This is a genomic window from Streptomyces sp. NPDC002104 (assembly GCF_053593795.1).
The window spans coordinates 17,280-30,587 of the sequence record NZ_JBSFDF010000019.1; the positions used below are offsets into that span (position 1 = coordinate 17,280).

The window sequence follows — 13,308 nt, forward strand, 5'->3', positions numbered from 1 at the left end:
CCCGCCGGATCGGCTGATCCTGCGGGGCGCACCGGTGTCCGGGGCAGGGTGGTGTGCCCGGCGGGCCGCTCACATGTTGTAGCCGAATCCCGGGTCGTGGCCGAAGCCGATGCCGAAGTGGGCCCGGCCCCCCGGGCCGCCGAGGTCGGCGAGGTTGAAGCTGGTGGCGCCGGTGCCGGTGAGGCCGGTGGCGTCGGTCTTCAGCTTCCAGACGCGGCCCGTGTAGGAGTCCTCGCCGTAGCCGCCGACGTACAGCTCGGGCTTCGCGTCCTTGTCCGTGTCGATCAGGGTCACGGAAGCGCCGAAGTTGTCGAAGCGCTCGGAGGTGCTGGGGATGCTCGCCGAGTTCTGGGTGAACGCCTTGGCGCCGACGGCGGTGATGCCCGCGGGCCCGCCGCGCAGCACGGTGATCGCACCGGACCGGAACGTGGCCTCCGTGTCGGTGCCGGTCTCCCGGGGTGCGCCGACGACGACGTCCGCGTAGCCGTCGCCGTCGGTGTCCCCGACGGTGACCGCGGCGCCCCAGTAGTCCTCCGGCTCTCCGGCCCCGGGGACGCCGGGGCTGTTCTGCGTGTACGCGCGGATGGCGGACGGGGTGCGGGCTCCGCCCGGGCCGCCGTAGGTGACGTGGATCCAGCCGCCGTCAGGGGTCCACTTGCCGCCGGGCGCACCGGTGACGAAGTCCTGGTAGCCGTCCTTGTCCACGTCTCCGAAGTCACCGCTGGTGCCGGCCGCGGCGCTGCCCGCGGGGGTGAGGCCGGCCGGGCCGCCCTTGTAGACCATTCCCTTTCCGACGGCGCCGGTCACTCCCTCGGTGTGGGTGCCCGTGACGACGTCCGCGATGCCGTCCCCGGTCATGTCCCCGACGTAGACGCGGTAGGGATGGATGCCGTCCAGGACCTCGACCTGCCGGTGGTGGACCGCCGCCGGTCGCTGGCGGGAGAAGTCGAAGGGGCCCTGGAGCACGGTCAGCCGGCGCTTGAGGGCGCCGTCGAAGGTGGCGGTCACGATGTCGGTGACGCCGTCCCCGGTGACGTCGCCGAGTCCCATCACGGTGGGGGACAGCGGAAGGGCGCCGCTGTCCACGGCCGCGCGGTCGATGGCGACGACGCCGCGACCGCTGAGGCCTTGCTTGCCGCCGCGCAGGATGATCGCGGCGGGGCCCGGCCAGTTGCTCCTGATCAGCAGGTCGGCATAGCCGTCGTGGTCCAGGTCCCCTTGGCCGAGGATCCTGCCGAACCGGTCGCCGTTCTTCGGCTCGCCGGGAACGCCCGGGGTGTCCTGGGAGATCAGTGCGGCCTTGTCCGAGAGGCCGTCGGCGGACCCGTACCGGACGGCGAGCGCCCCGGCGTGCTCGACCCCGCCGACGGTCGTGGTGAGCGCGCTGATGGCGAGGTCCGGGTAGCCGTCGCCGTTGAAGTCGGCGGAGCCGTCGGAGGCGGTGGCCGGCCGGGGTGCGGCGGCGGGGCCGGCCGCCGAGGCCGGAGCCGGGGCCAGCAGGGCGGCCGCGCACACGGCGGCCAGGGCGAGGAGGTGCTGCTTGCGCACGGTGCGGTTCCTTCCGGGATCAGCCGGCGGTGCGGAAGCCGAAGGAGGCGAGGCCCCTCGGGCCGCCGACGTCGGCGAAGCCGAAGCTGGTGGCGCCGGCGCCGGTGACGCCGGTGGTGTCGGTCTTCAGCTTCCAGACGCGGCCCGCGAAGCCGTCCTCGCCGTGTCCGCCGACGTAGACCTCGGGCTTGCCGTCCTTGTCGCTGTCCAGGACGCGGAGGGTGGTGCCGAACTTGTCGTCGGTTTCCGAGGTGCTGGGGATGCCCGTGCTGTTCTGGGTGAAGGACTTGGCGCCGGTCGTGGTGAGGCCGGCCGCGGAGCCGCGCAGGATGGTGATGGCGCCGGAGCGGGCGGTGGTGGCGGGGTCCGTACCGGTTTCGCCGGGGGCACCGATGAGGACGTCGGCGTAGCCGTCGCCGTCGGTGTCGGCGACGGTGATCGCGTTGCCGAAGAGGTCTCCGGTCTCGCTGACGCCCGGGACGCCGGTGCTGTTCTGGCTGTACGAGCGGGAGGGGAGGGTGGTGCTGATGCCCTTGGGGCCGCCGTAGATGACGGTCACCTTCTCGCCCGTGCCGCTGACGAAGTCCTGGTGGCCGTCCCCGTTGATGTCGCCGAAGCCGCCGGGCTTGATGACGTCGTAGTTCCTGGGGTCGACGAAGGCCGGCGCGGGGCCGACCTTGACCAGGCCGCCGCCACGCGTGCCCTTGAACAGCGTGGCCTTGTACACCCAGCTCCTGTCGGCGCCGCCCACCAGCATGTCGCCGATGCCGTCGCCGGTCATGTCACCGACCTGGAGGGAACTGGTCTCGTGGCCGTCCAGCTCCGCGGTGTCGCGCTGGGTGATCGACTTCGGCTTGCCCGTGGTCCGGTCGAACGGGCCGAACTCGGTGACCAGGCCGTGGCCGAGGCGGCCGGTGCCCCAGGTCACCGAGTGGATGTCCGGGACGCCGTCCCCGTTGACGTCGCCGATGGAGACGGCGGCGTAGAGGCGGTCCGGTCCGGCGGGCCGGTTCCCGTTCGGGACGGTGACGGAGGCGCCGGTGATGCCCTGCTTGCTGCCCCAGAGGATCTCTATGTGGCCGTAGCTGGAGACCAGCAGGTCGTCGAAGCCGTCCTTGTCGAAGTCGCCGTGGCCGCTGACGTGGCTCCACTTGCCGGTCAGGCTGGGGTCGCCGGCGACGCCGTCGGTGGCCTGGCTGATGACGGACGCCTTGTCGTACTGGAAGCCGGTGGCCGAGCCGTAGACCACGGCCAGGGCTCCCGCCTTCTTGATGCCGTTGACGGTGGCGGTGTGGGCGCCGATGGCGAGGTCGGGGTAGCCGTCCCCGTTGAAGTCGGCGGTGTCGGGGGCGGCGGGGGCCGCGGGGGCCTTGGCCGCGGCCGCGGCTGGGGCCGCGGTGGCGGGGGCCAGGGTGGTCAGGCCGAGGACGGCGGCCGTGCAGGCGGCCGAGGCGAGGAGCGTGCGGGTGCGCATGGGTGGGGTCCCCCCTGGGACGGTGTCCGGTGTCCGGTGGCGGGACCAAGGGCCCCTGCCGGTACGTCACTTGTCGCTGGTGTACGTATGACCAACGGGCCGGGAGCAGGGTTGCTGTGATCCGGGTCACGTGGCGGGGCGGCGTGCGGGGCCCGGGAAAAGAAGCGGGCCGGTTCCCCCCACCCAGGGGGAACCGGCCCATTCGCCTTGCGGTGGCACCGCCATGCAGCACCGCAGGACGCTCACTCACATCCCGGTTTAGCCGAAGCGGCCCGAGATGTAGTCCTCGGTCGCCTGCACGGACGGGTTCGAGAAGATCCGGTCCGTGTCGTCGATCTCGACCAGCTTTCCGGGCTGGCCGACCGCGGAGAGGTTGAAGAAGGCCGTGCGGTCGGAGACGCGCGCCGCCTGCTGCATGTTGTGCGTCACGATGACGATCGTGAAGCGCTCCTTGAGCTCGCCGATCAGGTCCTCGATGGCGAGGGTGGAGATCGGGTCGAGGGCCGAGCAGGGCTCGTCCATCAGGAGGACCTGGGGCTCGACCGCGATGGCACGGGCGATGCACAGGCGCTGCTGCTGACCGCCGGAGAGGCCCGAACCGGGCTTGTTCAGCCGGTCCTTGACCTCGTTCCAGAGGTTGGCGCCCTGGAGGGACTTCTCCACGATGTCCGTGAGCTCGGACTTCTTGAAGGAGCCGTTGAGCCGCAGGCCCGCCGCCACGTTGTCGAAGATCGACATGGTGGGGAAGGGGTTCGGGCGCTGGAAGACCATGCCGACCGTGCGGCGGACCGCGACCGGGTCCACGCCGGGGCCGTACAGGTTCTCGTCGTCCAGCAGCACCTTGCCCTCGACGCGGCCGCCGGGGGTGACCTCGTGCATGCGGTTCAGGGTGCGCAGGAAGGTGGACTTGCCGCAGCCGGAGGGGCCGATGAAGGCCGTCACGGAGCGGGGCTCCACGGTCATCGAGATGTCGTCGATGGCCTTGTGGTTGCCGTAGAAGGCGGACAGTCCGCTGACGTCGATTCGCTTCGCCATGGTGGTCACTTCGCTTTCAGTGGTCGCGTCAGCGACCGGTCTTGGGGGCCTTCCAGCGGGCTATGCCGCGAGCCACCAGATTGAGGATCATGACGAAGGCGATCAGGACGAGCGCTGCGGCCCATGCCCGGTCGTAGGAGGCTTCACTGCCGACCTTGTACTGCTCCCAGATGTACAGGGGGAGCGAGGACTGGGCGCCTTCGAAGGGGTTGTTGTTGATCAGCTGGGTGCCGAAGACCAGCAGCATGATCGGGGCGGTCTCACCCGCGATGCGGGCCACGGCCAGCATCACGCCGGTGGCGATGCCGCCGATGGCCGTGGGGAGCACGACCTTGAGGATCACGCGCCACTTGGGCACACCGAGGGCGAGCGCGGCTTCGCGCAGCTCGTTCGGGACCAGCTTGAGCATCTCTTCGGTGGAGCGGACCACGACGGGCATCATCAGGATCGACAGGGCCAGGGATCCGGCGAAGCCGGAGGGGCCGAAGTCGAGCATCAGGATCCACGTCGTCAGGATGAACAGACCCGCGACGATGGAGGGGATGCCGGTCATGACGTCGACGAAGAAGGTGACGGCCTTGGCGAGCGAGCCCTTGCCGTACTCGACCAGGTAGACGGCGGTCAGCAGGCCGATGGGGGCCGAGATCGCGGTGGCGAGGGCGACCTGCTCGATGGTGCCGAGGAGGGCGTGGTAGACGCCGCCGCCGGCCTCGAAGGAGGTCACGCCGTTCATCGAGTGGCCGAGGAAGTCCCCGTCGAGGACCTTCATGCCGCGGCTGATCGTCGTCCACAGCAGCGAGAGCAGCGGGACGAGGGCGAGGACGAAGCAGACCCAGACGACGGAGGTCGCGACCCGGTCCTTGGCCTGGCGGCGGTTCTCGACGATCGAGCTGGCCGTGTACGTGATGACCACGAACAGGGCGGCGGCGAGCAGACCCCACTGGATCCTGCTGTGGAGGCCGAAGAGGGCGCCGAGGGCGCAGCCGAGGGCGACCGAGAGGACGGCGATGCCGGCCGGGGCCCAGCGGGGCAGGTGGCCCTGCGTCAGGCTGCCGGGGGCGACGGACTTGGCGGCCCGGGAGGGGCGCGGGTCCTGGAGTGCGTGGCTCATCAGGCGTTCGCCCCCGAGAAGTCCTTGCGACGGGCGATGATCAGCCGGGCGGCGCCGTTGACCAGCAGGGTGAGCAGGAAGAGCACGAGACCGGAGGCGATCAGGGCGTCGCGGCCGAACTCGTTGGCCTCGTCGAACTTCGCGGCGATGTTCTGCGCGAACGTGCCGCCGCCCGGGTCCAGGATGTGGCCGGAGATCAGGAAGCTCGGGGAGAGGACGGTCGCGACGGCCATGGTCTCGCCGAGCGCGCGGCCGAGGCCGAGCATCGAGGCGGAGATGACTCCGGAGCGGCCGAAGGGCAGGACCGACATGCGGATGACTTCCCAGCGGGTCGCGCCGAGGGCCAGTGCGGCCTCCTCGTTCATGCGCGGGACCTGGAGGAAGACCTCGCGGCTGACGCTGGTCACGATCGGCAGGATCATGATCGCGAGCAGGATGCCGACGGTGAAGAGCGAGCGGGCGACGCCGACCTGGGTCTTGTCGAAGACGTAGGTCCAGCCCATGTACTCGTCGAGCCACATGTTCAGGCCGCCGAGGTACGGGACGAGGAAGAGGGCGCCCCAGATGCCGTAGATGATCGACGGCACGGCGGCCAGCAGGTCGATCACGTAGGCGAGGGGCGCGGCCAGCTTGCGCGGCGCGTAGTGCGAGATGAAGAGGGCGATGCCGACGGCGATCGGAACGGCGATGAGCATCGCGACGATCGAGCTGACGACGGTGCCGAAGAGCAGGACGGCTATGCCGAAGACGGGGGGCGTGGCCGATGCGTTCCAGTCGAACGTGGTGAGGAAGTTGCCCTCGTTGTCGGCCAGAGCGATCGAAGCGCGGTAGGTGAGGAAGGCGGCGATCGACGCCATGATCACCAGGAGCAGCATGCCGGAGCCCTTGGAGAGGCCCGCGAAGATCTTGTCACCGGCGCGGCCGGTGGACCTTCCGCTCTTGGAGACGGGCGGAGCCGTTTCTATCTGGGTGGGTGTGGTGGAAGCCATGTTCTTTCCGGTCTGGACGGGGGCAGGCCCCCTGGCGGCGGTGCACCGGATCCCCTGGGTGGAGGGGAGGGTCCCCGGGGCCGGTCCGCCCCCCGGACGGGGGGAGCGGACCGGTGGTCCCGGGGGTCTGGATCAGGCGAGCTTCGCGATGACTTCGCGGACCTTGGCGTTGATCTCGGCCGGGATCGGCGCGTAGCCGTTCTCGGTCAGGACCTTCTGGCCGGCGTCGGAAGCGGTGTAGTTCAGGAAGGACTTCACGGTCGGGAGCGTCTCGGCCTTGTTGCCCTTGTCGCAGACGACCTCGTAGGTCACCAGGACGATCGGGTAGGCGCCCTCGGCCTTGGTGGCGTAGTCGAGCTTCAGCGCCAGGTCGTCGCCGGTGCCGGAGATCTTGGCGGCGGCGATGGCCTTGGAGGCGTTCTCGCCGGTGGCCTTGACCGGGGTCGCGGCGCCCGTGGCGACGTCCACGGTCTTGATGCTCTGGGCAGAGGCGTAGGAGAGCTCGAAGTAACCGATCGAGCCGTCAACGGCCTTGACCTGCGAAGCGACACCGGAGGAGCCGGAGGCGCCGAGGCCACCCGGGGCCGGCCACTTCTTCGCGGGCTCGTACGTCCAGGCCTCGGGAGCGGCGGCCTTGAAGTACTTGCCGAGGTTCTCGGTGGTGCCCGAGTCCTCGGAGCGGTGGAGCGCCTGGATCGGGGTGGCGGGAAGCGTGACGCCGGGGTTCAGCTTCTTGATCGCCTCGTCGTCCCACTTCTTGATCTTGTCGTTGAAGATGTTGGCGAGGGTCGGGGCGTCGAGGACCAGCTTGTCCACGCCGGCGACGTTGAAGCCGATGGCGATGGGGCCGCCGACCATCGGCAGGTCGATGCCCTGACCGCCGGTGCAGATCTTCTTCGACTCCTCGACGGCCTCGGGCTTCAGCGCGGAGTCCGAACCGGCGAAGCCGACGGTGCCCTGGTTGAAGGCGACGATGCCCTCACCGGAGGAGGAGGACTTGTAGTTCACCTCGACGCCGGAGCAGGCCGCCATGTAGTTCTTGACCCACAGGTCGATCGCGTTCTTCTGCGCGGAGGAGCCCGAGGCGAGGAGCTTGCCCTTGGCGCCGTCGCACTTGATGTCGCCCGCGGCGGCGGCGGAAGGCTTGCCCGAGGCCCCGGCGTCGGTCTTGGTGTTGTCGTCCGAGCCGCACGCCGTGAGGACCAGGGCGCCGGACACGACGAGCGCCCCGAGGGCGGAGGCACGAAGCATGTTCTTGCGCTGAAGCTTCACTTTCGGGTGTTTCCTTCCAGAAGCCGCCGGCCGCTTTCTGTATCGGGGCGGCGTGCGAAGAGGACTACGTCGGTTGCCCGGAGGAATCGTCCGCCTTCGCGGTGACTCGCTCCCTGCATCTACGAAGTTAGGCAGATCAGGTGAAGCGGCCGACCGGGGTAAGTGAACGGATGGTGAACCGTGGCGGACGGGGTGGTGCGTCCGGGTGATTTCGTTATCCGACGTCATCTCCCGTTACCCCGCCGTTACCGATGCGTGACCGTCGTGAAGGCGGACGGCGCCGGGCCCCCGGGCCGGCGGAGTCAGACCCCGGCGTGGCTGGAACCGGCCGGTTGCCACAGGTGCTGGAAGGTGGCCCGGGAGGCCTCGACCTCGTGGCGCTGGTCCGCGTGCAGGACGCCCAGGGCGTACGCCGTCGCCGGGGCGATACGGGGGGTGCGGGCGGCCGTGGCCGAGGCGGCGGCCGCCTCCGCGGCGTCGCGGTGGCGGGTCAGGGCCTCGCCCGCGACCGTCAGGCGGGCCACGTCGCCGCCCAGGGCCTCCTGGGCGTAGCGGTGGACGCGCAGCAGGCGGCGCACCTCGTTCCACGCGCTGTCGTGGTCGGCGTCGTACGGCTGCGAGGGCGAGGGGGCCGGCAGGGAGTGCACCGCCGTCGACAGGCGGGAATGAGCCACCTCTGCCAGGGGGACCAGGACCTCCTCCACCCGGCCCCGGGCCGCCACGGGGTCCAGCGGGACCTCGGAGGCCAGGACCGCCACCGCGTCCGCGACGGCGTGGAAGCGGGAGGAGCCCAGCGCCTGCAGGGTCGCGGAGTGGGCCCGGGTCCGGGCCAGGGTCAGCTGGCGCTCCAGCAGGGCGCCCGCGCGGGCCGAGCCCACCGTCAGCGAGCCCGCCGTGCCCCGGGGCGCCGGTACCTCGGGGCTCCCCGACAGCCGCTGCAGGGCGTCCATCAGGCGCAGCAGCCGGGCCCCGTACGCGTGCTCGTCGGCCAGCGTCGCCGACAGCCAGACCAGCTCGGTGCGCAGCGAATCCGCCCAGGAGGAATCGGCGACCGCCCTGAACGTGGACAGGGAGCAGGAGATCCGGCGCGCAGCCCCCCGCAGGCTGCGCGCCGCCTCACTGCCCTCGGCGCCCCCGTTCGCCGCGCCCTCCTCGTGCAGGCGCAGGCCCCGCAGGAACGCGGTGGCCTGCGCACGCAGGTACGTACCGAGCACGGTGCCTGCCGTCGTCGCGGTCAGGTCATGGTTTGGCTGAGCCACGCCGGCGCCTCCGGGCGTCAATGAGCATCTCCTGAACGTGCCGCAGCGGCTGGCCCTCGCCGTCGGTGCTGTGCCGGGTCCATTCGCCGTCCGGGCCCAGGTGCCAGGAGCTGGTCTCGTCGGACATTCCGGTTTCCAGCAGCCGGTCCAGTGCCGCGCGGTGGGCCGGGTCGGCGACCCTGACCAGTGCCTCGATACGGCGGTCGAGGTTGCGGTGCATCATGTCGGCGCTGCCTATGTACACCTCGGGTTCGCCGCCGTTGCCGAAGGCGAAGACCCGGGAGTGCTCCAGGAAGCGGCCGAGGATCGAGCGGACCCGGATGTTGTCCGAGAGCCCGGGGACACCGGGGCGGATCGCGCAGATCCCGCGGACCCAGATGTCGATGGGCACGCCCGCCTGCGAGGCCCGGTAGAGGGAGTCGATGAGTGCCTCGTCGACGATGGAGTTCATCTTGAGCCGGACGTACGCGGGGCGGCCCGCCTTGTGGTGCGCCGCCTCCTTGTCGATCCGGGAGATCAGGCCGTCGCGCAGCGAGCGCGGGGCCACCAGCAGCCGGCGGTAGGTCTCGCGGCGCGAGTAGCCGGACAGCCGGTTGAAGAGGTCGGAGAGGTCCGCGCCGACCTGCGGGTCGGCGGTGAGCAGGCCGAGGTCCTCGTAGAGCCGTGCCGTCTTGGGGTGGTAGTTGCCGGTGCCGACGTGGGAGTAGCGGCGCAGCGTGTCGCCCTCCTGGCGGACGACGAGCGACAGCTTGCAGTGGGTCTTGAGGCCGACGAGGCCGTAGACGACGTGGCAGCCGGATTCCTCGAGCTTGCGGGCCCACTTGATGTTGGCCTGCTCGTCGAAGCGGGCCTTGATCTCGACGAGTACGAGGACCTGCTTGCCGGATTCGGCGGCGTCGATCAGGGCGTCCACGATCGGGGAGTCGCCGGAGGTCCGGTACAGCGTCTGCTTGATCGCGAGGACGTCGGGGTCGGCGGCGGCCTGCTCCAGGAAGGCCTGCACGGAGGTGGAGAAGGAGTCGTACGGGTGGTGCAGGAGCACGTCGCGCTCGCGCAGCGCGGCGAAGATGTCGGGCGCGGACGCGGACTCGACCTCGGCGAGGTCGCGGTGCGTGCCGGCGACGAACTTCTTGTACTTCAGCTCCGGGCGGTCCAGGGAGGCGATCCCGAAGAGGGCCGTGAGGTCGAGGGGGCCGGGGAGCGGGTACACCTCGGACGGGTTGACCTTCAGCTCCTGCACGAGCAGGTCCAGGACCCCGGGGTCGATGGACTCCTCGACCTCCAGGCGCACCGGCGGGCCGAAGCGGCGCCGCATGAGCTCCTTCTCCAGGGCCTGGAGGAGGTTCTCGGCGTCGTCCTCCTCCACTTCGAGGTCCTCGTTGCGGGTCACGCGGAACATGTGGTGCGCGAGCACCTCCATGCCGGGGAACAGCTCCTCCAGGTGCGCGGCGATGACGTCCTCCAGCGGGACGTAGCGCTGCGGGGAGGCCTCCAGGAAGCGGGAGAGGAGCGGCGGGACCTTGACCCGGGCGAAGTGGCGGTGGCCGCTGACGGGATTGCGTACGACCACGGCCAGGTTCAGGGAGAGCCCGGAGATGTACGGGAACGGGTGCGCGGGGTCCACGGCCAGCGGGGTGAGCACCGGGAAGATCTGGTTGCGGAACAGGGTGAAGAGGCGCGCCTGCTCCTTCTCGGTGAGGTCGGGCCACCGGATGAGGTGGACGCCCTCCTCGGCGAGCTGGGGGGAGATGTCCTGCTGGAAGCAGGCGGCGTGCCGGGCCATGAGCTCGCGCGATCGGGTCCAGATCTGGTCCAGCACCTCACGGGGCTGCAGCCCTGAGGCCGAACGGGTGGCGACGCCGGTCGCGATGCGGCGCTTGAGGCCGGCGACGCGGACCATGAAGAACTCGTCGAGGTTGCTCGCGAAGATCGCCAGGAAGTTCGCGCGCTCCAGGAGGGGCGTCGTGGGGTCCTCGGCGAGCTCCAGGACGCGCTCGTTGAAGGCGAGCCAGCTGCGCTCCCGGTCGAGGAAGCGGCCCGGGGGCAGCTCGCCGGTGTCCTTGTCGTCGTAGGCGTCCAGGTCCGCGTCGAGATCCGGTTCCAGATCGACGTGCGGGCGGTGGGCGGCTATGGACCCCAGGCGGGCGTGGGCGCCGGTGGCGGCGCGTGCGGCCACCGCTTCCGGCGTGCCGGCGCGTGCGGCCGCGGCGGCGGAGATGTCCGCGGCCGATGGTGCGGAGGGGGACGCGAACTTCTGCGGCGGCTGCTGGGTGGGGACCTCGGTGGGGGCGGCGCTGGGCTTGTGGCTCATGACTCCATTCTTCCGCGTACGCGGGAGGACAGGCGCGTCGGACGGGTCGGCCGTCAGTCGGAGTCGGGGATGCATGCGGTCAGCTTCGCGACCGCGCATTAATGCCCGGTTAATGGCGTATGGCTTCCAGGGTCCGGGCGGGGGTCGTCTGGTGCCGACCGGGAACGCGGGGGCGGCCGGCTGCGCCCGCACAGCGGTGCTCGCGCCCCACGGCGACGCCCCACCACCGCACTGCCGCGTGGCGCCGGCGGCACTGCGCGGTCTGCCCTGGCTGCCGGGCACGACCCCGGGCCCTGGCCACGGGCACCCCGGCCCCGGTCGCCGGCCCTGGCCACGTAGCCGGGGCGCGACCCCGGGCCCCGGCCACCGGCGCCGCGGGCCCGGCCGCCGGTTACGGCCGCGGGGCCCGGCTCGCAGACCTGGACGCGGGCCGGCGCCGGCACTGGCCCGGCACCGGTTGCTGGGCACGGCCAGGGGGTAAGGCCGCAGGGCCCGGCCCGGCCCCGTCCCGGGCATGGCCACGGGCCCTGGCCACCGGCACCCCGGCCGCGGCTGCCGGGCATGGCCACCCCCGGGCAGGGCCGCGGGGCCCGGCTGCCGGGCCCGGCTACGCCGACCTGGCCACGGCTCCCGGTCCTGGCTGCTGGGTGGGAACACTGGCCCGGGCCACCGACCCGGGCCCGGCTTCCGGCCCCGGCTGCCGGGCGTGGCCACGGGCCCTGGCCACCGGCACACCGGCACCGGCCGCGGGGCCTGGATCGCCGACCTGGATGCGGGGCCCGGTCCCGGTTCGCGGGGGCGGTCACGGGCCCTGGCCGGCGGGCACGGCCACCGGTCCGGGGTCTCGGGCGCGGCCCCACGGCCTGCGGCCCCGGTCTGCCGGGTACGGCCGTGGGGCCCGGGACCTGGTGTGGAGGTCCGGGGTCTCCGTGGGCGTGGGGAGGGCTTGCTGCAGGGTCGGTGCGGGAGCTGGGCCCGGGGCCGTGTGGGGTCGGCGCCCGGCGCCGGGCCGCCCCTGTCGGCCGGGTCGGGTAGCGGCTGAGGGCGGCGCGGCTCCGGCTGTCGTCCGCGCGCCATGCCGCGCCCCGGGGAACGGTGCCGCGGTGGTGGGTGGCCGGGTACGCGGCCCCGGGTGCCGGGGCCGCGCGGCGGTCAGCTCTCCGTGCGGTACATCAGGTCCACCTCGTGGGTGGAGAAGCCGAGGCCCTCGTACACGGCGAGGGCCGCCGGGTTGTCGGCGTCCACGTAGAGCATCGCGGTGGGCAGGCCCGCCGCGGCCAGGTGGCGCAGCCCGATCGCGGTGAGGGCCTTGCCGAGGCCGCCGCCCTGCGCGCCGGGGCGCACCCCCAGGACGTAGACCTCGCCCAGCTGCTGCTCGGCGTGCACCTTCGTCCAGTGGAAGCCGATCAGTTCGCCGTCCCGCTCCGCGAGGAAGAAGCCGGCGGCGTCGAACCAGGGCTGCGCGATGCGGTCGTTCAGGTCCCGCTGCGTGAGCGAGCCCTGCTCCGGGTGGTGGGCGAAGGCCGCCGCGTTGACGGCCAGCCAGGCGGCGTCGTCGGCGCCGGGCACGAAGGTCCGTACGGTCACGCCGGCGGGCACGACCGCCTCCGGCAGGGGAGCGGCGTCCGGGCCGAGCGGGCGGCGGAGCTGGCGCAGTTCGCGGAACAGGGTCAGGCCGAGCACCTGCGCGAGGTGGCGGGCCGCGGACTTGCCGCCGTGCGCCCACACCCGGATCCGCTTGCCCGACGCGGCCATCAGGGCGGTGCCCAGCGCCCGCCCGTGCCCGCGCCCGCGCAGCGCGGGGTGGACGACGAGCTCGGCGGCGGGGGCCTCCACCGGGTCGGTGTCCTCCAGTTGCGCGTACCCGGTGAGCCGTCCGTCGGCGGTGAGGAGGAAGTGGCGGATGCCCTCCCTGGCTCCGCCGCGCAGCTGGAGCCGGCCCTGCTCGGACACGGCGGTGGTGCCGTCGGTGCGGGCCGCGTCCTCGATCAGGGCGAGAACGGCGTCGGCCTGTTCGTCCGTCAGTTCGTCGAGGGTCTGGATCTGCCGTCCCGGCTCCAGGACCACTGCTGCGTCGTCAGTCATGGAGCCGAGCCTACGACCACGGTGGGGCCCGGTGGGGTGCGGCCCGTGGGCGGACCGGGAACGACCCGGGAACGAGCCGGGAGCGACCCGGGAACGGCCTGCTCGCGGTACTTCTTCGTCTGCGTGTAACCAGCTCGATACCCGGTACCCCCTGTCGCGCTACGCGCGTTGACTCTAGGCTGCGGCAGACCTCCCAAGATGTATCGCTGTCCGCAAAGGGGACC

9 protein-coding genes are annotated in these 13,308 nt (G+C 72.0%); all 9 read right to left on the minus strand.

The genetic code is table 11. The features are described 5' to 3' along the window. Positions 1-69: 69 nt before the first annotated feature. Positions 70-1,548, minus strand: a complete 1,479-nt coding sequence (locus ACWCP2_RS18085) for an FG-GAP repeat protein (RefSeq protein WP_450909570.1) — start codon at positions 1,546-1,548, stop codon at positions 70-72. A 19-nt stretch (positions 1,549-1,567) separates the two neighbouring features. Further along, on the minus strand, positions 1,568-3,022 hold the full coding sequence (locus tag ACWCP2_RS18090; protein ID WP_450909571.1) for an FG-GAP and VCBS repeat-containing protein: 1,455 nt from the start codon (positions 3,020-3,022) through the stop codon (positions 1,568-1,570). Between the two features lie 258 nt (positions 3,023-3,280). Next, positions 3,281-4,057 carry a phosphate ABC transporter ATP-binding protein PstB gene (gene pstB / locus ACWCP2_RS18095; RefSeq protein ID WP_382980126.1) on the minus strand — a complete coding sequence of 259 codons (777 nt, stop codon included), beginning with the start codon at positions 4,055-4,057 and terminating at the stop codon, positions 3,281-3,283. Positions 4,058-4,085: 28 nt separating this feature from the next. Then, positions 4,086-5,168: a phosphate ABC transporter permease PstA gene (gene pstA / locus ACWCP2_RS18100; RefSeq protein ID WP_450909572.1), complete on the minus strand. Its 1,083-nt coding sequence runs from the start codon at positions 5,166-5,168 to the stop codon at positions 4,086-4,088. Next, entirely contained in the window at positions 5,168-6,157 is a 990-nt protein-coding gene (gene pstC / locus ACWCP2_RS18105) for a phosphate ABC transporter permease subunit PstC (protein WP_450909573.1), read from the minus strand. The genes pstA and pstC overlap by 1 nt, the downstream gene beginning before the upstream one ends. Before the next feature lie 132 nt (positions 6,158-6,289). Beyond that, positions 6,290-7,429, minus strand: a complete 1,140-nt coding sequence (gene pstS, locus ACWCP2_RS18110) for a phosphate ABC transporter substrate-binding protein PstS (RefSeq protein WP_450909574.1) — start codon at positions 7,427-7,429, stop codon at positions 6,290-6,292. A 302-nt stretch (positions 7,430-7,731) separates the two neighbouring features. After that, on the minus strand, positions 7,732-8,688 hold the full coding sequence (locus tag ACWCP2_RS18115; RefSeq protein WP_450909575.1) for a CHAD domain-containing protein: 957 nt from the start codon (positions 8,686-8,688) through the stop codon (positions 7,732-7,734). Then, entirely contained in the window at positions 8,669-10,999 is a 2,331-nt protein-coding gene (locus ACWCP2_RS18120) for an RNA degradosome polyphosphate kinase (protein ID WP_450909576.1), read from the minus strand. Before ACWCP2_RS18120 ends, ACWCP2_RS18115 begins: the two co-directional genes overlap by 20 nt. Before the next feature lie 1,152 nt (positions 11,000-12,151). Beyond that, positions 12,152-13,084 (minus strand): mycothiol synthase, encoded by a 933-nt coding sequence (gene mshD, locus ACWCP2_RS18125; RefSeq protein WP_450909577.1) that lies wholly within the window; start codon positions 13,082-13,084, stop codon positions 12,152-12,154. Between the last annotated feature and the right edge of the window lie 224 nt (positions 13,085-13,308).

Coding starts and splice junctions, on each gene's coding strand:
- ACWCP2_RS18090 (WP_450909571.1), bottom strand. CDS start 3,022: ATGCGCACCCGCACGCTCCTCGCCTCGGCCGCCTGCACGGCCGCCGTC.
- pstB (WP_382980126.1), bottom strand. CDS start 4,057: ATGGCGAAGCGAATCGACGTCAGCGGACTGTCCGCCTTCTACGGCAAC.
- pstA (WP_450909572.1), bottom strand. CDS start 5,168: ATGAGCCACGCACTCCAGGACCCGCGCCCCTCCCGGGCCGCCAAGTCC.
- pstC (WP_450909573.1), bottom strand. CDS start 6,157: ATGGCTTCCACCACACCCACCCAGATAGAAACGGCTCCGCCCGTCTCC.
- ACWCP2_RS18120 (WP_450909576.1), bottom strand. CDS start 10,999: ATGAGCCACAAGCCCAGCGCCGCCCCCACCGAGGTCCCCACCCAGCAG.
- mshD (WP_450909577.1), bottom strand. CDS start 13,084: ATGACTGACGACGCAGCAGTGGTCCTGGAGCCGGGACGGCAGATCCAG.